Source organism: Neoroseomonas eburnea (assembly GCF_018129005.1).
GTDB classification, from domain to species: Bacteria; Pseudomonadota; Alphaproteobacteria; order Acetobacterales; family Acetobacteraceae; genus Neoroseomonas; species Neoroseomonas eburnea.
The window spans coordinates 76,632-98,036 of record NZ_JAAEDL010000020.1; the positions used below are offsets into that span (position 1 = coordinate 76,632).

A 21,405-nucleotide genomic window follows, 5' to 3' on the forward strand; every position below is an offset into this window, starting at 1 on the left:
GCGAAGCCAGGCAAACCGGAGGCTTGCGCCCAGCGCCTGAGGGCACGAAACGGCCGATGCCAGCGGTCGCGAACAGCGGCCTTTGGTATCAGTTCGGGCGCCAGTCGCGGATCCGGCGCAGCAGGGCGCCGTCGAGGTCGCGCTCATACTGCGCGAAGGCCGCGGCGAGCGCTGTCTGGAAGGCCGCGGTGTCGACCTGCGTGACCACCTGCATGCCGCGCCGGCGCAGTTCCTCGACGCCGGAATTCTCGTCCGCCGTCACCTTGTCGCGGTTCGCCTGCTGGGCGGCACGCGCGGCTTCCAGGAAGGCGGCGCGGTCGGCGGCCGACAGGCGCTGCATCATCGCCGGGTTGCAGATCAGCAGCCCCGGCGAATAGACGTGGCCGGTCAGCGTCAGGTAGCGCTGCACCTGGTTCAGGTTGTTGGAGACGATCACCGGGATCGGGTTCTCCTGCCCGTCCACCGTGCCCTGCTGCAGGGCCGGCACCAGTTCGCTGAACGCCATCGGCGTCGGCAGGGCGCCGAGCGTGGTGAAAGCGCGCATGTGCACCTGGTTCTCCATGGTGCGCACCTTGAGGCCGCGGACGTCGGCGGGGCCGTTCACCTCGCGCCGGGAGTTGGTCAGGTGGCGGAAGCCGTTCTCCATCCAGATCACGCCGACCAGGCCGCGCGGCTGGAACTGCGCGAGAAGCTGCTGGCCGATCTCGGAATCGAGAACGCCGCGGGCGTGCGGGTAGTCGCGGAACAGGAAGGGCACGTCCACCACGCGCACGGCGGGGACGAAGTTGCCGACCGGCCCGGTGGAACCGATGTAGCACTCGACCGTGCCGATCTGGACGCTTTCGATGATCTCGCGCTCGTTGTCGTTGCGCTGGATGTTCACGCGGTAGCGACCGCCGGTCGCGCGCTCGAAGCTTTCCTTCAGCGCGGCGGCGCCGGCCCCGTAGTGGCTCGCGCTCGGCAGCGGGTGCTGGATGGTGATGGTGGTCTGCGCCAGGGCAGGCGCGGCCGCCAGGGGCAGGGCGGCCAGCGCGGCCAGGGCCGCGCGACGGGTCAGGCTCATGGTGTTCCCTCCGGGGGGCAGGCGGCTTCCGGTGCCGCCCGCATGCCGCGCCGGTATAGGTAAGCCCGCCGTTCCCTTCAATGCGCCAGGCCGTCGGGGGCTTCCCCGTGCGGCGCCGGGATCGGCAGGCCGAGGTGAAGCGCCGCGTTGGCGTTCAGCGTGCCGTCCCACATCAGCTCGATGCCGATCCAGGCGATCAGCGCCACGCCGACATAGGCGATGACCTTGAAACGGTCGAGCAGCCGGGCGAGGACGCCGCCGAGCAGCCCCATCAGCACGATCGAGACGCTGAGGCCGATCACCAGCATCACCACGTCGTTGCGCGCCACCGCGGCGACGGCGAGCACGTTGTCGAGGCTCATCGACACGTCGGCCAGCACGATCTGCCACAGCGCCTGGGCGAGGGTCTTCTCCTGGGCCTCGCCTTCCTCCTCCGCCGCCTCCTCGCCATGGTGCAGGAGCTCCCTGAGGAAGGTCCAGGCGATGTAGAGCAGCGCCGCGCCGCCGACGAAGGCGATCCACCACAGGCCGAGCAGGTAGGTCGCGAAGATCGAGAACACCACGCGCAGCACCGCCGCGGCCACGATGCCGAACAGCACCGCGCGGCTGCGCAGCTTGGGCGACAGCCCCGCCGCCGCCATGCCGATCACCACCGCGTTGTCGCCCGACAGCACGATGTTCAGCCACAGGATCTCGAGGAAGCGCGGCGCCGCCGCGACCAGACCGTCCATGTTCCACTCCCGGATCCGCCCCGGAAGCGGCGCGGCCACGTCGCGCGGACCCTAGTCCGCGCGGCCGTGGCCGCAAGTTTCAAGCGTGCAATGCGCCGTTCATCTGTTGCGGCTTGCGTCAATCCGCCCGGATGCCGCTGTCGCGCGCGACGCCGCCCCAGCGTTCAGCGTCCTCGGCCAGCCAGGCCTGCAGGCTTGCGGTCGGAACGTTCATCGGCTCGGTGAAGTTCGCGGTCAGCCGTTCCCGCATCGCACCGTCCATCGCGCGCTCGAAGGCCTGCTGCAGCCGCGCGAGGATCGGCGCCGGCACGCGCGACTGCGTGAGTACGCCGTTCCAGACCGACAGGTGATAGCCGCGCACCCCCTGTTCATCGAGCGTCGGCACGTCCGGCAACAGGGAGAAGCGCCGGCGCATGGTGACCGCCAGCGCCTTCACCGCCCCGCCCCGCACATGCGGCGTGGAGGTCGCCGAGGCGTCGAACAGCAGATCGAGGTCCCCCGCGAGCATGGCCGCGACCGCCGGGGAGGAACCGCGATAGGGCACGTGCACCACCTCGATCCCCGCCATGCGTACCAGCATCGCCTGGGAGAGATGGGAGGAGGAACCGTTGCCGACCGAGCCGAACAGGATCTTGCCCGGCTCCGCCTTGGCGCGCGCGATCGCCTCGGCCGCATTCGCCGGATTCCAGCGGCGCGGGTTGCAGATCAGCAGGTTGGGCATATCGGCCATGACGCCGACGCCCACCAGGTCCCGCCGCGGATCGAAGGCCGGGTCAGGGTAGAGCACCGGGTTGACGCCCTGGGTCGCCGAAGTGCCGAGGAACAGGGTGTGGCCGTCCGGTTCGGCGGCCGCGGCCGCCTTGGCGCCGATGTTGCCGCCGGCGCCGGCCCGGTTCTCGACCACGATGGGCTGGCCGAGCTGGCGCGACATCGCCTCCGCCGCCAGCCGTCCCATGATGTCGGTCACGCCCCCCGGCGGATAGGGCACGATGATGCGCAGCGGCTTGTTCGGGAAGGCGGCCTGCGCGCGGACGGCGGGCGCGGCGAGCAACGCGGCGGCGGCGCCGAGCGCCCCGCGGCGGGTGATCCTGGACATGACGTTCCTCTCCGGTTGGTCTTGCTTGTGGCACCAGCCTGTGCGCCCGCGCGCAGCGGCGCAAGACCCCGGCGGCGTCAGCGCAGCAGCGCCACCGTCGCCCAGCCGATGACGATCACCGCGGCCATGGACGGCAACAGCCGCCGCCACACCTGCGCCGGCCGCGTGCCGTCCGCGAGCAGCCCGCAGACCAGCGCCATGACGCCGAAGGACATGCCCGCCCCCGCCGCGCCGGCGAAATTGTGCACCGAGGGCGCCAGCAGCGGCGGCAGTCCGGCGGCCAGGCCCAGCGCCTGCTGCACCGTGATGAGCGCCGCGTTCGACCCGACATTGCTGCCCGTGACCATCCCGCCGGCGAGCCCCAGCACCGGCACCGCATAGGGCGCGGCGGTGCCGAGCACGCCGGCCGCCGCCTGCGCCAGCGCTGCCGTCGCGCCGCTGCCCGCCAGCATGCGCGCCAGCAGCACGTAGAACAGCATGGCGAGCGCTGGCCGCGCCGCCCGCCGCAGTGCCGCCGCGGCGCGCGCCGCGGGCCGATCGCGCCGCGTGAGCAGCCCCGCCGCGACCGCCAGCAGCACCACCGCGACATGCGTCAGCGGGAAGCCCGGCAGCGCCGGATAGGGCCGGAAGGCGGGCGGATCGGGCACCGCGCGGGCGGCGAGCAGCGCCGCCGTCAGCAGGACGTAGGGCGCCATGGCGCTCCCCGCCCTCCGCCAGGCTGCCGCGTCGCGCGGCGGGGCGGCCAGCCACAGCACCAGCAGCAGCGGCACGCCGGCAGCGAGGATGCCGAGGATCTCGAAGGGCAGCAGCCGATGCCCGAGCACCAGGATCGCCGCCATCGCCGCCAGCAGGCCAAGCTGCGCGAGGCGTTCGCGCCCCGGCACCGGCACCCCCGCCGCGGCGGAAAGCCGCCAGATGACCGGCCCGAGCGCGATCAGCCAGGCCGCCACCGGCAGGGCGGTCAACGCCGCGATTTCCTGCGCCGGCGCCCCGACCAGCGCGGCGCCGAGCGCGGTGCCTGGCCCGAGCCCGCCCCACGGGATCAGCACCAGCGAGAGCAGCGCCAGCGCCGCCGCCGGCGCGCCGCCGATCCCCATGCCGCGCAGCGCGGCGAGCGCAAAGACCGCGCCGACGGCAAAGCCGGTCACGGTTTCCATGAAGACGCCCATCAGCAGCGTCGCGGTGAAGATGGCGCGTGGTGTGGCGGGGACGGCGGCGCCGTCCTCCCCGCGGTCTTCGACGGCGGCGTGGAAGAGCAGCCCGCCCACCACCACCCCGATCGGCTGGGCGGCGAGGAAGGCGCCGCGCAACGCTTCCTCCAGCACGAAGCCGGGCAGCGCCGTGCCGGCCGGCAGCGACACCCAGGCGGCCGGCAGCGAGGCCGCCAGCGCGGCGAGCACCGCCGGCAAAGGCCCCGCCCGGCCCGAGAGCAACAGCCCCACCAGCAGCAGCAGCGGGGCGGATTGCAGCAGCAGCGTCACCGCCATGCAGCCCCGTCATCAAGGCGGCCCGAGGCCGCGCCTCGGGCCGGGAGCGCGCAGCGCGACCGCGCAGGACCGCCCGTCATCGCCGGCGCGACGGGCCCGCGCGAAGGCAAGCGGCCCGGATGGGCCGCGCCCGCCGTCTGATACCGGCGGCACGAGTTCTTGACTCGTGCCGAGGCCGCGAATGCGGCCCGCCGGCAGTCCGGCGAAGCCAAGCAAACCGGAGGTTTGCGCCCGGCGCCCGAGGGCACGAAACGGCCGATGCCAGCGGTCGCGAATAGCGGCCGTCGGTATGAGGGCGCACGAAAGCTCTCAAGCCTCGAGCAGGAAGGTCTTGCCGACCGCGCCGGGCACGACGACGGCCTCGCCATAGGCGCGTTCCAGCGCGTTCAGCGCGCGCCAGCCGGTGCAGTGGGAGGGGAACAGCCAGCGCAGCCCGAAGCCGCCGAGGTCGGCGACGGTCTGCGGGATGACGCGCTCATTCGTGCCCGACAGGTGGAAGCCGCCCATCGCCGCCAGCAGCGGGATATCGGGCATCAGGCGCCGTGCCTCGTGCAGCACGTTGACGATGCCGCAATGCGAACAGGCGGAGAAGACGATCAGCCCCTTGCCGCGCAGATGCACGGCGATGAAGCGCTCGTCCGCGAGCCATTCATCCGCCTGCCAGGGCGCGTCGTCCGAGACGCGGCACACCTGGCCCGGCAGGCCGACCTCGTATTCCGTCACACGCGGGATCTCGCCGCTGACCAGCACATGGCCGGCGACCACCGCGGGCTGGGTCGTGACCACCGGCGCGGCGCCCATCGCCGCCCAGTCGGCGGGCTGCGGCACGCGGTCCATCGGCAGCACGCCGCCATCGGGCTGGCGGCTGCCGCGCTCGCGGAACATCCCCGGATGCAGGTAGAGCGGCACGGCCTGGCCGCCATTGGCCGCGCGCACCATCCCGATCGCCTTGGGCAGGCCGCCGGCATGATCCCAGTGGCCATGCGAGAGCACCACCGCCTCGATGGCGCCGAAATCGACGCCGAGCCGCGGCCCGTTGCGTTCCACCGCGTAGTCCACCGGCCCACCGTCGAACAGCATGGTGCGGCGCTCGCCGTCGGCCTCCACGGCGATGACCAGCGATAGCCCGTGATTGGCGCAGCAGATCGCCGCCCCCGAGCTGCGCTTCATGCCCACCCGCTGCAGCCGCACCCATTCCCGCGTCACGAAGGACGGCGTCGAGGAGAGGGTGTCCGTGACGTTGTCCACCAGGACGGTTATCTCGATCCGATCGACCGGCCGAGGTGCCTGCATGCCCGACTTCCTTCCCGAACCCTATGCAGCCTATGGCAGCAACCTGTGGCACGACCAGATGCGCCGGCGCTGCCCGGACGCCGAGGTGGTCGGCAGCCTGGTGCTGCCCGGCTGGCGGCTGGTGCTGCGCAAATACGCGCTGATTGCGCGCGATGCCGACGCCGGCTGCCCGGTCGGGCTGTGGCGCATCGCGCGGCAGGACCTCGAATCGCTCGACCGCCCCGAGGGCCCGCGCACCTACACCCGCACGCGCATCGACCTGCCAGGTGGCGGCATGGCCTGGACCTACGAGGAGATCCGCATCCGCCCAGGCCCGCCGGCGCCCGAGTATGTGCAGCGCCTGCGCCGCGGCTACCGCGACTTCGCCTTCGATACCGCACCGCTGGAGGCGGCCATCGCCGAGTCCGGCTATCGCGACTGACGCTTCCGCGCTTCCGCCACCGTGATCACGAGCGCGCCGGAGAGGATCACCGCCGCCCCGGCCCAGGTCCAGCCATCCGGCACCTCGGCGAAGATCGCCCAGCCGAAGGCGGCGACGACGACCAGCCGGAGATACTGGAACGGCGCGATGGCCGAAGCCTCCCCATAGCGGTAGGCCGAGGTCAGCAGCCAGATGATCCCCGGCGTGAACAGCGCGAAGCCGGTCAGGAACGCCGCGTCGAACAGCCCGAGCGGCACCCGGGCCGCCACCGCGAAGGGCGCGACGCCCGCCGTCGTCACCAGCCCGACCCAGGCCATGATGGTGGTGTTGCCTTCCGTCTGCGCCAGCACGCGGGAGGACAGCGTGATCCCGCACCAGGTCGCCGCCGAGCCGAGCGCCAGCGCGACCCCGAGCATCGAGACCGTGGTCCCCGGCCGCAGCATCACCGCGACGCCGATGAAGCCCGCGACGGTGCCCGCCCAGCGCCAGCGGTCGACCTTCTCCCCCAGCACCGGGCCGGCGAGCAGCGTGGTGAACATCACGTTGGTGAAGGACAGCACCGTCGCGGTGGCGAGGTCGAGCGGCCCGAAGGAGGCGTAGTAGAGGCCCCAGGTCAGCAGGCTCGAACAGCCGCGCAGCACGTGCAGCCCCGGCCGCCGCGTCCGGAACACCGCGAGTCCCGAAGCCGCGACCAGCGGCGCCACCCACAGCAATTGCCCGATGGAGCGCGCGAAGACCTGCACCTCCACCGGGATGCCGCGCTGGTTCATGAAGCGGATGGCGAGCGCCTCGGCGGCGAAGAGCACGGCGGCCAGCGCCATCAGCGCCCCGCCGCGGAGATTCCCCGAAAGCCCCTGGAGCATTGACGGCCGCTGCCTCCGGCGTAGCGTCCGGGAGAGTGCGGCGCGCCGCGTGCGTCGTCCAGGCGGGAAGGGACAGGATGGCGAAGGAAGCGGAACGGGCGGCGGTGCGCGAGGCGGTGGACCGCGGCCCCATCCTCGTCTGGGGCGCGGGGGCGATCGGCGGCACCATCGGCGCGGCGCTGGTGCGCGCGCGCCACGCCGTGGTCTTCGTGGACATCGAGAAGGACCACGTCGCCGCCATTGCCGACCCGGCGCGCGGACTGGCCATCGAGGGCCCGGTCGATCCGCACCGCATCGTCGCCCCCGCCTTCACGCCGGAGACGGTGCAGGGTGTCTTCCGGCGCATCTTCCTCTGCGTGAAGGCGCACCACACCGAAGCGGCCTGCCGCGCGCTGTTGCCGCATCTCGCGCCGGACGGCTACGTGCTGTCGCTGCAGAACGGGCTCTGCGAAACCATCATCGCACCGATCGTCGGCGCCGAGCGCACGGTCGGCTGCTTCGTCAACTTCTCCGCCGACTGGCACGGGCCGGGGCGGATCATGTATGGCGGCCGCGGTGCGCTGGTGCTCGGCGAGCTCGACGGCGCCACCACGCCGCGGCTGACCGCGCTGCACGCGCTGCTGCGCGAGGCCTTCGAGCCCGACGCCATCACCACCGGCAACATCTGGGGCTATCTCTGGGGCAAGCTCGGCTACGGGGCGATGCTCTTCGCCCAGGCGCTGGGGGAGAAGGGCATCGCCGATTGCCTCGCGCGCCCGGAATTGCTGCCGCTGTGGCGCGCGCTCGGCGGCGAGGCGATCGCCGTCGCGCGTGCGGAAGGCGTCGCGCCGCTCGGCTTCAACGGCTTCGACCCGGCGGCCTTCTCGCCCGGTGCGACCGAGGCGCAGGCGGCGGCAAGCGTGGCGGCGATGGTCGCCTTCAACCGCCCCAACGCCAAGACGCATTCCGGCGTCTGGCGCGACCTCTGGGTGCGCGAGCGCCGCACCGAGGTCGACGTGCAGATCGCCCCGATCGCGGAGATCGGCGCGAAGCACGGCCTGGCCTGCCCCGCGGTGCGCCGGCTGGTCGCCATGACCCATGACTGCGAAGCCGGCACGCGCCCGATGTCGGACGCCAACCTCACGGAGCTGATGTCGCCATGAAGGAATACGACTTCGCCGGCGTGACCGTCGCCGTCACCGGCGCAGGCCACGGCTTCGGCCGCGCCATCGCGCAGAGCTTCGCCGCCCTCGGTGCGCAGGTCTACGCCTGCGACCTCTCGGCCGCCGAGCTGGAGGAGACCGCCGACCATCCCGGCGCGATCCACACCACGGCCTTCGACCTGACGGCGCCCGGCGCCGCCAAGGCCTGGATCGCCGACGTCGAGAAGCATGCGGAAAGCCCCGTCGGCGTGCTCGTCTCCAATGCCGGCGGCGTGCGCGGCCAGGTCATGCGCCCGGTCGAGGAGGTGCCGGAGAGCGACTGGCACGACATCATCGCGATCAACCTGCACGCGCATTTCTCGCTGGCGCAGGCGGTGGCGCCGGGGATGAAGGGCGCGGGTCACGGCCGCATCGTCACCATCAGCAGCGGCGCCGGGCTGCAGCCGAGCCGCACCGGCATCCAGGCCTATACCAGCGCCAAGCACGGGCTGATCGGACTGACGCGGCAGCTCGCGCACGAGCTCGGCCCGCACGGCATCACCGTGAACAGCGTCGCGCCGGGGCTGATCCTGTCCAACCCGTCCTCCATCAGGCAGTGGGAGGCCTACGGACCGGAAGGGCAGGCTCGGGTGATGTCCTCCATCGCGCTGCGCCGGCTGGGGGAGGCACAGGACATCGCCAATGCCGTGATGTTCCTGGCCTCGCCGATGGCGAACTACATCAACGGGCAGGTGCTGAGCGTGGATGGCGGGAAGTGAGGTGCCGGCACCCGCACCTTGAACCACTGAACCTTGCCGATGACCGGATCGGCAAGGCTCCGGGGGTATGGCGCGCGGGGCTGATGGGGCGGTCGCGCCGGCTGCGTCCGCCCGGCGGAGGCGGCCCCGATCGCGCCGCGACGGGCCCGCCACGTCATCGCCAGCCGCAGACCCGGCGCGGCACGCTGCGATACATGCGCCGGCCCCATTGGTCGTGGCCGACATGGACGCGACGATACTCGTTCCAGCACACCTGTCGCGGCGGCGGGCCTCCATGTTGCGGTGGCCGCCCGTAGTATTGCGGGGAGGGGCCGTAGTAGAACCGCTCCGGCTGGTATTGCACCAGCGCGGGGCCCGTCCCGACGCCGGGCGCAAGGGGCGTCGCCGAAGCCTTGACCGGCGCCGCGATGGCTCCGGCGATCAAGGCGGCCAACAAGATCACGTCCCGGCTTCGTGCCATTGCGGCCTTCTCCTTTCGTGATGGGCCGCGGCAGGACCACGGCTCCGGAAGGCTCGGGCAGCAAGCGGGCGATGGCAAGGCACGAGTGCCCCGCCATCGCCATCAGCTCTGAAGCATTGCAGCCTCGGGCGCCGGCCGCGGCCGGGGGCGGGCGGTCGGCCCTGGCGTCCTGATTCCGGAGTCCTGGCGACTTCGGAAGCAGGGCCCCAGCCATGGTCTTCAGTGGGCTGCTTGTCCGCTTCGCTCGCTGGAGATCCAGCGAACTTCGCGGGCAGGACACCGGAGCGGTTTCCGTTCGCCTCGGCTCGAGGCAACCGCTCCAGCCACTTGTTCCGGCACGCACCTTCACCCGATCAGGTGATGCCGCCCGATCGGGATCTGCCCTAGGCGAGCGTCGTGATCAGCCCCGCCAGCAGCTTCGCCCGCGGCACCAGGCTGTCGACCAGCACGTGCTCCTCGAGCGTGTGCGCGAGCGCGCCCTGCACGCCGAGCCCATCGAGCGTCGTCACCCCCATCGCGCCAGTGAAGTTGCCGTCCGACCCGCCGCCCGCGCTCTGCGGATTGATGTCGAAGCCGATGGCATTGGCGATCTTGCGCGCCTGGTCGTACAGCGCCATGCCCTTGGCATCCGGCTCCCACACCGGCCGCGTCACGCCGCGCGTCACCTCCAGCGTCACGTCGTTCGCGCTCGACCGCAGCGCCAGCATCTTCGCGACACCGGCGTCCAGATCCTCCTGCCGCTTGGCCATGGACAGCGCCTCGGCCTCGCAGGTGGTGGACACGCAATTCACCCATTGCCCGCCGTGGATGACGCCGACCGAGAAGGTGCAGTCCTCGGTCGTCATCTCCTCGATGGCGACGATCTGCTTCGCCATCTCGCGGATCGCGCTGCGCCCTTCAGCGAGCCGCGCGCCCGCATGCGAAGGCCGGCCCGTGGTCTTGAGGTTGAAACGCGCGATGGCGTAGCGCCCCGTCACCACGCCGCCATCCGGCCGCGCCGGCTCCGGCACCAGCACGAAGCGGTTGCGCGCCGCCTCGGCCTCGATGATGTCGCGCGTCGATGGGCTGCCGATCTCCTCGTCGGAGGTCAGCAGGAAGGTCACGGGCAGATGCGTCGCCATCCCCGCGGCGAGGATCTGGCGCATCGCCTCCACCGCCAGCACCGTGCCGCCCTTCATGTCCTGGATGCCGGGTCCGTAGCACTTGTTGCCTTCGCGGCGGATCGGCAGCTTCTCCAGCGTGCCGACGGGATGCACGGTGTCGAGATGCGCCAGCACCAGGATGCCCGGCGCGGCATCCCCGGCCGGATGCGGAAACCGCGCGCGCACGCAGTCGCCGAGTCCCATCCGCCCCGGGATGCGGTCGATGCGGGCGCCGAGCAGCGCCAGGTCGCGCGCCGCCATGTCCATCATGCGGTTCACCGCCGCCGCGTCGAAGGTCGGGCTCTCGCAGGCGGCCCAGCGCGTCAGCCGCGCGAGGATCTCCTCGGCGTCGAAGGGCAGGGCGGTCGCGGGGAAGGCGGTGGCGGTCATCTGGTCGCTCCGGCATGCATGGGCGCGCAGGTTTCACCCGTCCCACGCGGCCGGCAAGGGGACCCCCGCTTTCGCGCTTCCGTCCGGCACATGCTACCCTGGCTTGCATGACGCCCCCCATACGTCCCCGCCCGCGTATCGCCCCCCAAACCGGACCCGCCGTCTGGGCCGCCGCCGAGCTCACCGCCGCGGACTGGATGGTGCCCGTCGGCACCGAGGAGGCGGCCGAACTCGAAGCCGCGCTCACCGCGGCCGAGGCCGCCGCGCCGGTGCCGCCGCTCACGCGCCTCGCGCCCATCCTCACCGGCGTCACGGCCCGGCTCGACACCGGGCGCGGCTTCTGCCTGCTGCGCGGGCTGCCCTTCGACCGCCACGGCGCAGCGGCGGCGGAGGCGGCGCTGCTCGCCCTCGGCCAGCATCTCGGCAAGCCGCTGGACGGCAATGGCTCGCCCGTGGCGCGCCTGACCGGCCCGCTGCCGGTCGAGGATGGCCACGGTTCCCGCCCGCCGAACTTTCACATCGAGGCCTGCGACGCCATCGCCCTGCTCTGCCTCGCCAATGCGCCGGATTCGCCGCCGCATATCCTCGTCTCCGCCGGCGCCGTGCACAACGAGGTGATGCGCCGCGACCGCGCCGCGCTGGCCGAGCTCTACAGGCCCGCGGCGCTGCTCGAGGACGGCGAGCTCGTCGAGCGCGCCGTCTTCACCATGACCGAGGGCGCCTTCGCCGCGCGCTATACCCGCGCGGCGGTGGAAGCCGCCGCCGCCGCCCCGCTGCCCGGCGCGCCGCCGCCGAGCGCCGGCCTGCGCCCGGCCTTCGACCTGCTCGACACCGTCTGCGCCGAGCCCGCGCTGCTGCTGAAGATCGAACCCCGCCCCGGCGACCTGCTGCTGTTCAACCCTCACCTGGTGTGGAAGCGCCGCACCCTCGTCGACTCGCCCGCGGATGCCCCGGAGGCGCCGCAGGAATTCCGCCGCCTGCGCATCACCATGGCGCATTCCCGCCGCACGGTTGCGGAACCGGGCTGATGCGCCTGCTGGTCGCCAACGCCAACACCACGGCGGCGATCACCGAGGCCTGCGCCGAGGCCGCCCGCGCCGCCGCCGCGCCGGGTACCGAGATCATCGCCGCCACGCCGCGCTTCGGCCCGGCGGTGATCTCCTCGCGCGCCGAGAACGCCATCGCCGGCCATGCGCTGCTGGAGCTGCTGGCGGAACACGCCGGCCGCGTCGATGCCTGCCTGCTCGCGGTCAGCCACGACACGGCGCTGGAGGCGGCGCGGCAGATGATGCCCTGCCCGGTGGTCGGCATGACCGAGGCCGCCTGCCTCGTCGGCTGCATGGCCGGCAGCCGCTTCGGCCTGGTGACCTTCGGCGGCGTGGACACCTATCGCGAGCTCGTCGCGCGCCACGGCCTGGCCTCGCGGCTCGCCGGGCTCGCCGGCGTGGCCGCGACGCCGCCGGAGGCGGTGGCGGACCCCGAGGGAGTCGGTGCCAAGGTGCTCGCCGCGGTCGCCGGTCTCGCCGCGCAGGGCGCCGATTCCGTCGTGCTCGCCGGGGCGGCGCTGGCCGGCTTCGACCGCCGCCTGCAGGCGCGCTCGCCGGTCGCGCTGCTCGACGGCATGGCCTGCGGCGTCAGGATGGCGGAACTGCTGGTGGCGCTGGACCTGCCGAAGCCGCGCGGCGGATCCTATGCCGCCTGCTCGGGGCGCGACAGCCTCGGCCTTTCGCCCGCCTTGGCGGCGCTGCTCAGGGGCTGACCCGCTGCGGTTTGGCGGCCGCGGACGACCCGCGCTAGCTTCCCTCGCATGCCGCACATCGCCGTCGCCCGCCTGTGGTTCGAAGGGAATTCCTTCACCCCCGTCCCCACGCCGAAGAGCGCCTTCGAATCCCGCGAATGGGCGCGCGGGCCCGAGGCGCTCGCGCGCTACGCCGGCACCGCGACGGAGCTCGGCGCGCTCGGCGCCTTCCTCGCCGCTCGGCCGGATTGGCGCGCCACCATGCTGCCCTGCATCGGCGCCCAGCCCGGCGGCCCGATGGCCGACGACGCCATGGCCGCCTGGCGGGAGGAGGTCGAGGCCGCGCTGAAGGCGCAGCGCTTCGACGGCATCTACCTCTCCCTGCACGGCGCCTGCGTGACGGAGAGCGACCCTGAGGCCGACGCCACCACCATCTCCCGCATCCGCAGCATCGTCGGGCGGGAGGTGCCGATCACCGCGAGCTTCGACTTCCACGCCAACATGGCGCCGGAGATCGCGGAATGGCTCGACGGCGGCTCGGCCTACCGCACCTATCCGCACATCGACATGGATGCGGCGGCGATGCGCGCGCTGCTGCAGCTCGAACGTGCGCTGTCCGGCGCGCCGCGCGCGCAGGGGCACATCGCCAAGCGCCCGATGGTGCTGCACAGCTTCCACATGCGCCACGAGGCCGGCCCGATGGCCGAGGTCTGGGCCGAGGCCGCGGCTGCGGAACACGCGCCCATCCTCGATGCCAGCATCTTCGGCGGCTTCGCCTGGGGCGACAGCCCGCATGCCGGCCCCTCCGCCATGGTCTGGGCGGAGGATGCCGGCGCCGCGCGGGACCTCGCGGAACGGCTCGCCGATGCGATCGCCGCGCGCCGCGCGCGCTTCGCCGTGACGCTGCCGGACCCGGCGACGGCGCTGCGGCAGGCGCTCGCGGCGCCGCCCGGGCTGGTCGCGCTGCTCGACCCGGCGGACAACCCGCTCTCCGGCGGCATCGCCGACACGCCGGAGATGCTGCGCACGCTGGTCGCCGCCCATCTCGACGTGCCTGCGGTCTTCGCCTTCCTGCACGATCCCGCCTCGGTCGCCGCGGCGCGTGAGGCCGGTGTCGGTGCGCGGCTGACGCGCCATCTCGGCGGCACCGTCACGGAGATGTTCGGCAGGCCCGTCATCGCCGAGGTCGAGGTCGAGCGCCTGACCGACGGCCGCTTCGTCAACGAGGGCCCGATGGAGCGCGGCGCGCCGGTCGATGTCGGGCCGACCTGCGTGCTGCGCCTGGGCGAGCTCCGCATCATCTGCACCGATCGCAAGGAAGCCGCGGTGGACCCTGCCTTCTTCACGCTGCACGGCATCGACCTCGCATCGACGCGGCTGCTCGCGAACAAGGCGAAGAACCACTTCCGCGCGGCCTTCAAGGAACGCTGCGTCGCGATCGTGGAATGCGATGCGCCGGGTCCTGCGGCGCTCGACCTCGGCGCGCTGCCCTTCCGCCATGTCCCGAGCGAATGGCGGAATTGACGGGAGGGAAACCGTAGCACGGGCAAGCTTGCGCCGAAGCAGCGCACGCGGTAGCGCGCCGGCAACCACGCTCAAGGAAGCCCGCATGACAATCGTCACCCGTCGCGCCGCGCTCGGCGCCCTGCCGCTGCTGGCCGCCCCTGTCGCGCTGCGCGCCCAACCCGCCTGGCCGAGCCGCCCGATCCGTCTCGTCGTGCCCTTCCAGGCCGGCGGCGCCACCGACGTGACGGCGCGCGTGCTGGCCGAACGTCTCGGCGCCATGCTCGGCCAGCCGATGATCGTGGACAACCGCGCCGGCGCCGGCGGCAACATCGGCGCCGACCTCGTCGCCAAGTCCGACCCGGACGGGCACACCATCCTGATGGCGACGATCGGCACCGCGACGATCAACCAGTTCCTCTACAGCCGCATGCCGTTCAAGCAGGAGGACCTCGCCTCCATCGCGCTCGTCAGCATGGTGGGCAACGGCATCATCGTGAACCCGGAGGTGCGGGCGACCACGCTCGCCGAACTGATCGCGCTCGCGAAGCGCGATCCGGGCGGCATGAACTACGGCACGCCGGGCAACGGCACCTCGGGGCATCTCTCGGGCGAATACCTCAAGACGCGCGCCGGCATCGACCTGCAGCACGTGCCCTTCCGCGGCACCGGCGGCCTGGTGCCGGAACTGCTGGCCGGGCGCGTGCAGGTGGCCGTCGACAACCTGCCGGCCTACCTGCCGCACGTCACGGCCGGGCGCCTGCGTCTCCTCGCGGTCACGTCGCGGGAGCGGTGGTTCTCCGTGCCGCAGACGCCGACCGTCGCGGAAAGCGGCATCGAAGGCTTCGAGGCCGTGGCGTGGTTCGGCATGCAGGCGCCGGCGCGCACGCCGCGTCCGATCATCGAGCGCCTGTCCGCCGCGGTGGTCGAAGCGATCGCCGAGCCGGCCATGCAGGCAAAGCTGCGCGAGGTCGGCAGCCAGCCGCGCCCGATGGGGCCCGCCGATTTCGACCGCTTCATTGCGGCCGAGAACGAGAAGTGGCGCGAGGTCGTGCGGGTGTCGGGGGCGCGGCTGGACTGAAGGCAGGACAAGGGTCGAGGGGCTCCGCCCCTCGAACACCCCGGCAGGAAACTCAGTTTCCTGCACCTTCGGGCAATCGGCGCGGCGTCGCGGGGATCGGCCGCAGCATTCCCATCACCAGGCGCACCAGCGCCTCCTCGAAGGCCTCCGTGCCCAGCAGCGGGCTGCGCTCGAAGGCGGCCGAGCGCACCGCACCCGCCACGGCACGCAGCAGCACATAGCGCCCCGCCTCGCCGAGAGGCTCGAAATGTCCCGCGCAGCGGGCCTCGATCGCCTCCAGCATCGGTTCGGCCAGGCTCGCATTGTCCTTCGCGTCCTTCGGCAGGCGCCGGAGCGTCGCCAGGATGATCGCCCGCCGCACGCCGTGGCGTCCGCGGAAGGCGCCGAGGAAGGTGCGGATCGCCTGGCGCACGGCAGGTTCCGGGTCGGCCGGATCGAGCGTGGCGAGTTCCGTCTCCAGCCGCGCCAGGACGCGGCGCTGCTCGCGCTCCGCCATCGCCGCCAGGATGGCGTCGCGGTTGGGGAAGTACTGGTAGAGCGTGCCGATCGAGAAGCCGGCATGCGCGGCGATGCGGTTGGTCGTGAGCGCCGCCTCGCCCTCCCTGTGCAGGATCTGAGCACTCGCCTCCAGGATCGTCTCCACGGTCGCCTGCGAGCGTCCCTGGACCGGCGATTTCCGCATGAAATTCAACAGGCTGACCTGTTTCGCCATGTAACCCTCCGACGGCCGGGAAGCGAGTGGAGAAACCTGAGCACCATTCAGATATTGGCGGCACCGGCGACGCCCCGCAAAGCCGCGACGGCCGCGCCGCCAAGCCAAGGAGATTCCCGATGCGCCTCCCTTCCGGCCTTGCCGCCCTTGCGGTCGTCACGCTCGCCTTCTCGCCGGCCGCCGAGGCGCGCGACATCACCCGCTCCGGGACCGTGACCGGCCCGCGCGGCCAGACCGGCAGCTACAGCGGCACCTACAGCCGCACGCCGGGGCAGGGGGCGACGCGCAGCCGCACCGTGACCGGCCCGCAGGGCCAGAGCGTGACGCGCAGCGGCAGCGTCACCAACAACGGCGACGGCTCCGCCAGCGGTACGCGCACCACCACCGGCCCCGCCGGCAACACGGTCACGCGTTCCGGCAGCGTCAGCGTCAACCCGTGACGCGGCGGGCGGCCACCATGCGGGCCGCCCGAAGCCGTGGCCGCCGGCCGCTTGTCCAGCGCCGCGCCGGTTGCCCGAAGGTGCAGGAAACTGAGTTTCCTGCCGGGGTGCTCGAGGGGCGGAGCCCCTCGAACCCTCGAGCGGTTGCCTTCCGCGCGCGCTCGCGGCGACCGCCGCGCGGCACGGTCCGGCGAGCACCTTCCCCCGATCGGGCGAAACCGCCCGGTCGGGAAACGCGCCGCCGGCCTCAGTCGAGCCTGACGCCCGAGGCCCGCACCACCTCCGCCCATTTCGCGATCTCGGCGCTGATGAAGGCCTCGAAGGTCGCCGGCGTGGTGCCGCCATCCGGCGTAAGATTGGGCGGGTCGGCACCGAGTTCCGCCAGCTTCGAGCGCACCATCGGCTCCTTGCTGATGGCGTCGATCTCCGCGCCGAGCCGCTCGATCGCCGCGCGCGGCGTGCGCGCCGGCGCCTGCATGCCGAACCAGGCGGTCGCCTCGAAGCCCGGCACCACCGTCTCGGCGAGCGTCGGCACCTCGGGCAGCACCGAGGAGCGCACATGCCCGGTCACCGCCAGCGCGCGCAGCCGTCCGTCGCGGATGTGCCCGATGCAGGAAGGGATGTTGTCCACCGAGGCCTCGAGCCGCCCGGCCACCGCCTCGATCAGCATCGGCCCGGCGCCGCGGAAGGGCACGTGCGTCATGCGCGTGCCTGTGCGCAGCAGGAACATCTCCATGGACATGTGCGGGGACCCGCCGCTGCCCGCGCTGCCGTAGTTGAGCCCGCCGGGCTGCGCCTTCGCCGCCGCCACCAGCTCCTGGATGGTGCGGATGGGCTGGGACGGATGCACCATGATCACGTTGGGCACGCGCAGATACAGCCCGACCGCGGCGAGGTCCTCCGGCCGGTAGGGCATGCGCGCGCCGAACAGCGCGTAGTTGATCGCCGCGGGGGAGACCGCGGTGCTGAGCACCGTGTAGCCGTCGGGCGCCGCGCGCGCGACCGCCTCGCCGCCGATGTTGCCGGTGGCGCCGCCGCGATTCTCCACCGGCACCGGCTGGCCGAGGCGCGCCTGCAGGCGTTCGGCGTAGATGCGCGCGGCGATGTCGGTGGTGCCGCCCGGCGGGAAGTTCACGATCATGCGGATCGGACGCGACGGGTAGGGCGCGTCCTGCGCCAGGGCGGGCAGGGGAAGGGCGGCGAGGCTGCCCATCAAGGTGCGGCGGGTGGGAAACATGCGGCGTCCTCCTGTTCCGGGGCGTTGGCCGCCCCTGCGCGATGCTGCCGCCGAAACCGGGCGGCGCGCCTTGGTCACAGCTTATGCCCTGATGCCGGTGATCTGTCGCGACCGGGATTGCCGAGGGGCACCGAGGCGATGTCTCGGTGACCGCATGGCAGGATCGCCGAACATGCCCAAAGCAATACAAGTCGCCTTGCTTTCCGGGACGTCCAAAAATTCATCCGTTCGTTTTTGGCTGACACTCATTCCGGTCTCACGCTAACGTCCATGCACGCGGGGCGCGAGGTGGCCGGGACGCATTTCCTGCCTCTTCCATCATTCGCGGCCGTGCATTTCAGCGAGGCATTGCACCCTCGGGAATGCCGCGCAGGGGAAAGATGGGGGAACCGATGGTTGCACTTGCGTGGACAGCGTCCGCACCGGTTGACACCGCCGAGGCGATCGACCGCACCGCCGGCAGCGATGCCCGCATCCGCGAGGCCGCCGCCGCCGAGGTGCCGGCTGCGCTGCCGGGCGAGGCGGTCGCGCGCGACGCGGCGCGGGAAGGAGGCCCGGCCACGGGCATCGTCGTAGCTGTCCTGCTGGCGGTGCCCCTCTGGGGCCTCGTCATCGGCCTCGGGGTGGCCATTCTCGCCGCTCCCTGAAGCAGATCCGGCCCGGCCGGGCCCTCGGCCATAGGGGCGAGGATGCCCGCAGGCACAGGGCGTCGGAGCGGATTTCGCGCGCACCGGTGAAGGGACGTCGCTTCCGCTGCTTGGCCGTGGGGTTCGATGGCGCACCCGGCATGCAGGGATCCGGCCTGGTCAGGTTGGCCGCGCGCAGATCGATGCCCGGGCGCCGCGCCCATGCCCGGCACCGTGAATCTCTTCCTGGCCGCAACGCAGCGCCCTGGCATGCTGGACCCCGACCGGGAAAGGAATGGCTGATGGCTTGGGTGGCGGCGATCGGGGTCGGGCTGCTGGGTGCGCTGTCCCTGGTGTCGAGCGTCGTCGCCGCCATCGTCACCCTGCATTCACGCAGGGCTTTCGAGGCCGCGCTCGTCGATGGCTCCGATGACGGGTTGCGCGCGCGGGGGATGGTCCTGGTCGAGCGTGTCAGGAACCCGCTGCTGCGGTGGATCATCAACCGCCGCACCGGCGCGATGGCCGGCAAGGTGCTGGCAGGCGTCGTGCGCGACCGGTTCTCCACGCTGCTCCGCGGAAGCGTCGTCGGCGCCGTGATGGGCGTGGCGGCCATCATCCTCGCCTTCTTCATCCCCGGGCTCATGCAATGACGCAGGGCTTTTCGCCTATTCGACCCGCACATTCGCCCGCTGCACGACATCAGCCCATCTGGCGATCTCGGCACGCAGGAAGGTCGCGAAGCCCTCGGGGCTGCTGCCGCCATCGGGCGTGAGGCCCGGCGGATCGGCGCCCAGCGCCGCCATCCGCTGGCGGAAGGCGGGGTCGAGCGCGATGGCGTTCAGCTCGCCGGCAAGCCGCTGCACGATCCCCGCCGGCGTCGCCGCCGGCGCCAGCACACCGAACCAGGCCGTCGCCTCGAAGCCCGGCAGGCCCTGTTCGGCCACGGTCGGCACGTCGGGCAGGGAGGCATTGCGTTGAGCGCTCGTCACCCCGATGGCGCGGATCTTCCCGTCGCGGATGAAGGGCAGGGCGGAGGGGATGTTGTCCATCCCGACCTCGATCCGCTCCGCCACCATCTCCGTCAGCATCGGCCCGGAGCCGCGGAAGGGGACGTGGGTGATGTCGATGCCGGTGGCGAGGCGGAGCTGCTCCACCACGACATGCGGCGAGGTCGCGATGCCCGCCGTGCCGTAGTTGATCCGCCCGGGCCGGGCGCGCGCCTCCCGCACCAGGTCGGCGAGGCTGCGGATCGTCGTGTTGTTCGCAGCCATCAGCACGTTGGGCACGCGCGTCATCAGCCCGACGGCGGCCAGATCCTCCGGCCTGTAGGGCATGCGCTCGCGGAAGACGGCGAAGTTGATCGCGCCGGTGCCGATCGTCGTCAGCAGCAGGGTGTGCCCGTCGGGCTCGCTGCGCGCGACGAATTCCGCGCCGACATTGCCCGAGGCGCCCGGCCGGTTGTCCACCACCACCTGGTGGTTGAGCCGGCGGCCCAGCATCTCCGCCGTCAGCCGGCCCACGAGGTCGGTGGTGCCGGCCGGCGTGAAGGGGATGACGATGCGGATGGGGCGCGAGGGAAAGCCCTGCGCGGCAGCGAGGCGCGGCGCGGCGAGCGCGGCGGGCAATGCGGCAAGCACGCCGCGGCGGGCGATCCTCATGGTGTTTCCCTCCCTTGGGCCTTCGGGCTGCCCGAGACGCTCCGGTTGCCGGCCATGACAGCCCAGTGGGGAGGGCTTAGCAAGGAGCGCCGGGACTTCCCGGGCGGCCGGCTTCGGCAGCGCCGGCGGCGCGCCGTTCGCCCAGCCATCGCCCGATGCCGAACAGGCTGATCGCCATCCAGAAGGTCTCGATCAGCATCGAGGCCAGGTTGAAGCTGCGCCACAGCGAGACGGTGATCAGCGCCGAGCCGATCAGGTTGGCGAGCGGAAAGCCGAGCCCTTTCGCATCCACCCGCCGCAGCTGCGTGCCGAGATAGGCGAGCACGACGGTCAGCGTCCCCGCGATCCCGACGGGATCGAAGAGCGTCACCCTGCCCAGGACCTCGGCCATGCGCCGCACCATCCCCTTCCCACAATCCGCGGCCCGATGCTCCGCATCGGGCCGGGAGCGCGAAGCGCGACCGCGCCCGGACCGTCAACGGCGCCGGGTGCGTCGGCGCAGGGCGCGCAAGCCAAGCGCGCGCATGCGCGCGCCGGCGCTTGAGGCACAACTAGTCTACGGTGATGTTCCCCCGCCGCACCACCTCGCCCCATTTGGCGATCTCCGCGGTGATGAAGGCCTGGAAGGTCTCCGGCGTGGACAGCCCGTTCGGCGTCAGGTCCGGCTTCATGCCGCCGAGATCGGCGAGCTTCTGCCACACCGCCTCGTCGGCGAGGCAGGCATTCACCTCCTGCGCCACGCGGTCGATCACCGGCCGCGGCGTGCGCGCGGGGGCGCAGACGCCGAACCAGGCGGTCGCCTCCACCGCCGGGAAGCCGGCCTCCGCCGTCGTCGGCACCTCGGGCAGCGCCGGCGTGCGGGTCTTCGTCGTCATCGCGAGCGGCCGCAGCCGCCCCTCCCGCAGATGGCCGATGACGGAGGGCAGGTTGTCCACCGCCACCTCGATGCGCCCGGCGATCACCTCCTGCAGCATCGGCCCGGCGCCGCGGAAGGGCACGTGGGTCAGGTCGATGCCCGCCGCCTGCTTCAGCAACTCCCCGGTCATGTGCAGGGAGGTGCCGACGCCGGAGGAGCCGATGTTGAGCCGCCCCGGCCGCGCCTTCACATAGTCCACCAGTTCCTGCAGCGTGCGCACCGGCAGCGCGTTGGTCACGAAGATCGCGTTCGGCACGCGGACCACCAGCGCGATGGCGGCAAGATCCTCCGGCTTGTGCGGCATGCGCGCGCCGTAGAGACCGTGGTTGATCGCGCCCGAGGACACGGTCTGCATCAGCAGCGTGTAGCCGTCCGGGTCGGCCTTCGCGACGACGTCGGCGCCGACGTTCCCGCCCGAGCCCCCCGGCCGGTTCTCGACCACCACGTTCTGGCCCAGCCGGCGGCTCAGCGGCTCGACCAGCACGCGCGCGGCGACGTCCGTGGTGCCGCCCGGCGGGAAGCCCACCACCAGGCGGATGGGCCGCGACGGCCAGGCCTGGGCGAAGGCCGGGCGGGCCAGCGGCGCAAGGGCAAGTCCGCCCAACAGGGCACGACGGTCGATCATTATCGTTCTCTCCTCCCGGCGGC

23 protein-coding genes are annotated in these 21,405 nt (G+C 72.5%); 10 read left to right on the plus strand and 13 right to left on the minus strand.

The genetic code is table 11. From position 1 onward, the window contains the following. Positions 1–88: 88 nt before the first annotated feature. The 5 genes from dctP to GXW74_RS18940 form a co-directional block, all read right to left on the minus strand. Positions 89–1,063, minus strand: a complete 975-nt coding sequence (gene dctP / locus GXW74_RS18920; protein WP_211848103.1) for a TRAP transporter substrate-binding protein DctP — start codon at positions 1,061–1,063, stop codon at positions 89–91. 77 nt (positions 1,064–1,140) lie between these two features. After that, positions 1,141–1,794: a YjbE family putative metal transport protein gene (locus GXW74_RS18925; RefSeq protein ID WP_211848104.1), complete on the minus strand. Its 654-nt coding sequence runs from the start codon at positions 1,792–1,794 to the stop codon at positions 1,141–1,143. Between the two features lie 118 nt (positions 1,795–1,912). Continuing rightward, positions 1,913–2,890 (minus strand): Bug family tripartite tricarboxylate transporter substrate binding protein, encoded by a 978-nt coding sequence (locus GXW74_RS18930; protein ID WP_211848105.1) that lies wholly within the window; start codon positions 2,888–2,890, stop codon positions 1,913–1,915. A gap of 77 nt (positions 2,891–2,967) precedes the next feature. Continuing rightward, entirely contained in the window at positions 2,968–4,377 is a 1,410-nt protein-coding gene (locus tag GXW74_RS18935; protein WP_211848106.1) for an L-lactate permease, read from the minus strand. A 309-nt stretch (positions 4,378–4,686) separates the two neighbouring features. Then, positions 4,687–5,670, minus strand: coding sequence for an MBL fold metallo-hydrolase (locus GXW74_RS18940; RefSeq protein ID WP_211848107.1), 984 nt, complete (start codon positions 5,668–5,670; stop codon positions 4,687–4,689). Between GXW74_RS18940 and GXW74_RS18945 the strand changes: the two genes are divergently transcribed. Then, positions 5,669–6,091, plus strand: coding sequence for a gamma-glutamylcyclotransferase family protein (locus GXW74_RS18945; protein WP_211848108.1), 423 nt, complete (start codon positions 5,669–5,671; stop codon positions 6,089–6,091). The genes GXW74_RS18940 and GXW74_RS18945 overlap by 2 nt on opposite strands. On the opposite strand, the gene GXW74_RS18950 is transcribed toward GXW74_RS18945, so the two are convergent. Continuing rightward, a complete protein-coding gene (locus GXW74_RS18950) occupies positions 6,079–6,954 on the minus strand; it encodes a DMT family transporter (RefSeq protein WP_246523654.1) in 876 nt (291 codons plus the stop codon). The two genes, GXW74_RS18945 and GXW74_RS18950, sit on opposite strands and share 13 nt — an antisense overlap. Before the next feature lie 77 nt (positions 6,955–7,031). Here GXW74_RS18950 and GXW74_RS18955 point away from each other — a divergent pair, with 77 nt between their 5' ends. Next, positions 7,032–8,096, plus strand: coding sequence for a ketopantoate reductase family protein (locus tag GXW74_RS18955; protein WP_211848109.1), 1,065 nt, complete (start codon positions 7,032–7,034; stop codon positions 8,094–8,096). After that, positions 8,093–8,854, plus strand: a complete 762-nt coding sequence (locus GXW74_RS18960; RefSeq protein ID WP_211848110.1) for an SDR family NAD(P)-dependent oxidoreductase — start codon at positions 8,093–8,095, stop codon at positions 8,852–8,854. Before GXW74_RS18955 ends, GXW74_RS18960 begins: the two co-directional genes overlap by 4 nt. A gap of 154 nt (positions 8,855–9,008) precedes the next feature. Here the strand turns inward: GXW74_RS18960 and GXW74_RS18965 are convergent, their stop codons facing one another. Next, entirely contained in the window at positions 9,009–9,314 is a 306-nt protein-coding gene (locus GXW74_RS18965) for a hypothetical protein (RefSeq protein WP_211848111.1), read from the minus strand. A 383-nt stretch (positions 9,315–9,697) separates the two neighbouring features. Next, positions 9,698–10,846 (minus strand): M20/M25/M40 family metallo-hydrolase, encoded by a 1,149-nt coding sequence (locus tag GXW74_RS18970; protein ID WP_211848112.1) that lies wholly within the window; start codon positions 10,844–10,846, stop codon positions 9,698–9,700. Positions 10,847–11,046: 200 nt separating this feature from the next. Between GXW74_RS18970 and GXW74_RS18975 the strand changes: the two genes are divergently transcribed. From GXW74_RS18975 to GXW74_RS18990, 4 genes are all read left to right on the plus strand, one after another. Further along, on the plus strand, positions 11,047–11,874 hold the full coding sequence (locus tag GXW74_RS18975; RefSeq protein WP_211848113.1) for a TauD/TfdA family dioxygenase: 828 nt from the start codon (positions 11,047–11,049) through the stop codon (positions 11,872–11,874). Beyond that, positions 11,874–12,605 (plus strand): aspartate/glutamate racemase family protein, encoded by a 732-nt coding sequence (locus GXW74_RS18980; protein ID WP_211848114.1) that lies wholly within the window; start codon positions 11,874–11,876, stop codon positions 12,603–12,605. The genes GXW74_RS18975 and GXW74_RS18980 overlap by 1 nt, the downstream gene beginning before the upstream one ends. 48 nt (positions 12,606–12,653) lie before the next feature. Next, the gene (locus GXW74_RS18985) at positions 12,654–14,108 is read left to right on the plus strand and encodes a M81 family metallopeptidase (RefSeq protein ID WP_211848115.1); all 1,455 of its coding nucleotides are present in this window, start codon (positions 12,654–12,656) and stop codon (positions 14,106–14,108) included. 85 nt (positions 14,109–14,193) lie between these two features. Beyond that, entirely contained in the window at positions 14,194–15,168 is a 975-nt protein-coding gene (locus tag GXW74_RS18990) for a Bug family tripartite tricarboxylate transporter substrate binding protein (RefSeq protein ID WP_211848116.1), read from the plus strand. 52 nt (positions 15,169–15,220) lie between these two features. Here the strand turns inward: GXW74_RS18990 and GXW74_RS18995 are convergent, their stop codons facing one another. Beyond that, positions 15,221–15,880 (minus strand): TetR/AcrR family transcriptional regulator, encoded by a 660-nt coding sequence (locus GXW74_RS18995; protein WP_211848117.1) that lies wholly within the window; start codon positions 15,878–15,880, stop codon positions 15,221–15,223. Between the two features lie 119 nt (positions 15,881–15,999). Between GXW74_RS18995 and GXW74_RS19000 the strand changes: the two genes are divergently transcribed. Beyond that, positions 16,000–16,320 (plus strand): hypothetical protein, encoded by a 321-nt coding sequence (locus GXW74_RS19000; RefSeq protein ID WP_211848118.1) that lies wholly within the window; start codon positions 16,000–16,002, stop codon positions 16,318–16,320. A 247-nt stretch (positions 16,321–16,567) separates the two neighbouring features. On the opposite strand, the gene GXW74_RS19005 is transcribed toward GXW74_RS19000, so the two are convergent. Continuing rightward, entirely contained in the window at positions 16,568–17,557 is a 990-nt protein-coding gene (locus tag GXW74_RS19005; RefSeq protein ID WP_211848119.1) for a tripartite tricarboxylate transporter substrate binding protein, read from the minus strand. 392 nt (positions 17,558–17,949) lie between these two features. On the opposite strand from GXW74_RS19005, the gene GXW74_RS19010 reads away from it, so the two are divergent. Together GXW74_RS19010 and GXW74_RS19015 are read left to right on the plus strand one after the other, a co-directional pair. Continuing rightward, the gene (locus GXW74_RS19010; RefSeq protein WP_211848120.1) at positions 17,950–18,204 is read left to right on the plus strand and encodes a hypothetical protein; all 255 of its coding nucleotides are present in this window, start codon (positions 17,950–17,952) and stop codon (positions 18,202–18,204) included. Positions 18,205–18,485: 281 nt separating this feature from the next. Continuing rightward, positions 18,486–18,833 carry a hypothetical protein gene (locus GXW74_RS19015; RefSeq protein ID WP_211848121.1) on the plus strand — a complete coding sequence of 116 codons (348 nt, stop codon included), beginning with the start codon at positions 18,486–18,488 and terminating at the stop codon, positions 18,831–18,833. 15 nt (positions 18,834–18,848) lie between these two features. On the opposite strand, the gene GXW74_RS19020 is transcribed toward GXW74_RS19015, so the two are convergent. From GXW74_RS19020 to GXW74_RS19030, 3 genes are all read right to left on the minus strand, one after another. Continuing rightward, positions 18,849–19,841, minus strand: a complete 993-nt coding sequence (locus GXW74_RS19020; protein WP_211848122.1) for a Bug family tripartite tricarboxylate transporter substrate binding protein — start codon at positions 19,839–19,841, stop codon at positions 18,849–18,851. 76 nt (positions 19,842–19,917) lie between these two features. Continuing rightward, on the minus strand, positions 19,918–20,232 hold the full coding sequence (locus GXW74_RS19025) for a CBU_0592 family membrane protein (protein ID WP_211848123.1): 315 nt from the start codon (positions 20,230–20,232) through the stop codon (positions 19,918–19,920). A gap of 160 nt (positions 20,233–20,392) precedes the next feature. Beyond that, the gene (locus GXW74_RS19030) at positions 20,393–21,382 is read right to left on the minus strand and encodes a Bug family tripartite tricarboxylate transporter substrate binding protein (protein WP_211848124.1); all 990 of its coding nucleotides are present in this window, start codon (positions 21,380–21,382) and stop codon (positions 20,393–20,395) included. Positions 21,383–21,405: the final 23 nt, after the last annotated feature.

Coding starts and splice junctions, on each gene's coding strand:
- dctP (WP_211848103.1), bottom strand. CDS start 1,063: ATGAGCCTGACCCGTCGCGCGGCCCTGGCCGCGCTGGCCGCCCTGCCC.
- GXW74_RS18925 (WP_211848104.1), bottom strand. CDS start 1,794: ATGGACGGTCTGGTCGCGGCGGCGCCGCGCTTCCTCGAGATCCTGTGG.
- GXW74_RS18930 (WP_211848105.1), bottom strand. CDS start 2,890: ATGTCCAGGATCACCCGCCGCGGGGCGCTCGGCGCCGCCGCCGCGTTG.
- GXW74_RS18935 (WP_211848106.1), bottom strand. CDS start 4,377: ATGGCGGTGACGCTGCTGCTGCAATCCGCCCCGCTGCTGCTGCTGGTG.
- GXW74_RS18945 (WP_211848108.1), top strand. CDS start 5,669: ATGCCCGACTTCCTTCCCGAACCCTATGCAGCCTATGGCAGCAACCTG.
- GXW74_RS18940 (WP_211848107.1), bottom strand. CDS start 5,670: ATGCAGGCACCTCGGCCGGTCGATCGGATCGAGATAACCGTCCTGGTG.
- GXW74_RS18950 (WP_246523654.1), bottom strand. CDS start 6,954: ATGCTCCAGGGGCTTTCGGGGAATCTCCGCGGCGGGGCGCTGATGGCG.
- GXW74_RS18955 (WP_211848109.1), top strand. CDS start 7,032: ATGGCGAAGGAAGCGGAACGGGCGGCGGTGCGCGAGGCGGTGGACCGC.
- GXW74_RS18960 (WP_211848110.1), top strand. CDS start 8,093: ATGAAGGAATACGACTTCGCCGGCGTGACCGTCGCCGTCACCGGCGCA.
- GXW74_RS18965 (WP_211848111.1), bottom strand. CDS start 9,314: ATGGCACGAAGCCGGGACGTGATCTTGTTGGCCGCCTTGATCGCCGGA.
- GXW74_RS18970 (WP_211848112.1), bottom strand. CDS start 10,846: ATGACCGCCACCGCCTTCCCCGCGACCGCCCTGCCCTTCGACGCCGAG.
- GXW74_RS18980 (WP_211848114.1), top strand. CDS start 11,874: ATGCGCCTGCTGGTCGCCAACGCCAACACCACGGCGGCGATCACCGAG.
- GXW74_RS18985 (WP_211848115.1), top strand. CDS start 12,654: ATGCCGCACATCGCCGTCGCCCGCCTGTGGTTCGAAGGGAATTCCTTC.
- GXW74_RS18990 (WP_211848116.1), top strand. CDS start 14,194: ATGACAATCGTCACCCGTCGCGCCGCGCTCGGCGCCCTGCCGCTGCTG.
- GXW74_RS18995 (WP_211848117.1), bottom strand. CDS start 15,880: ATGGCGAAACAGGTCAGCCTGTTGAATTTCATGCGGAAATCGCCGGTC.
- GXW74_RS19000 (WP_211848118.1), top strand. CDS start 16,000: ATGCGCCTCCCTTCCGGCCTTGCCGCCCTTGCGGTCGTCACGCTCGCC.
- GXW74_RS19005 (WP_211848119.1), bottom strand. CDS start 17,557: ATGTTTCCCACCCGCCGCACCTTGATGGGCAGCCTCGCCGCCCTTCCC.
- GXW74_RS19010 (WP_211848120.1), top strand. CDS start 17,950: ATGGTTGCACTTGCGTGGACAGCGTCCGCACCGGTTGACACCGCCGAG.
- GXW74_RS19015 (WP_211848121.1), top strand. CDS start 18,486: ATGGCTTGGGTGGCGGCGATCGGGGTCGGGCTGCTGGGTGCGCTGTCC.
- GXW74_RS19020 (WP_211848122.1), bottom strand. CDS start 19,841: ATGAGGATCGCCCGCCGCGGCGTGCTTGCCGCATTGCCCGCCGCGCTC.
- GXW74_RS19025 (WP_211848123.1), bottom strand. CDS start 20,232: ATGGCCGAGGTCCTGGGCAGGGTGACGCTCTTCGATCCCGTCGGGATC.
- GXW74_RS19030 (WP_211848124.1), bottom strand. CDS start 21,382: ATGATCGACCGTCGTGCCCTGTTGGGCGGACTTGCCCTTGCGCCGCTG.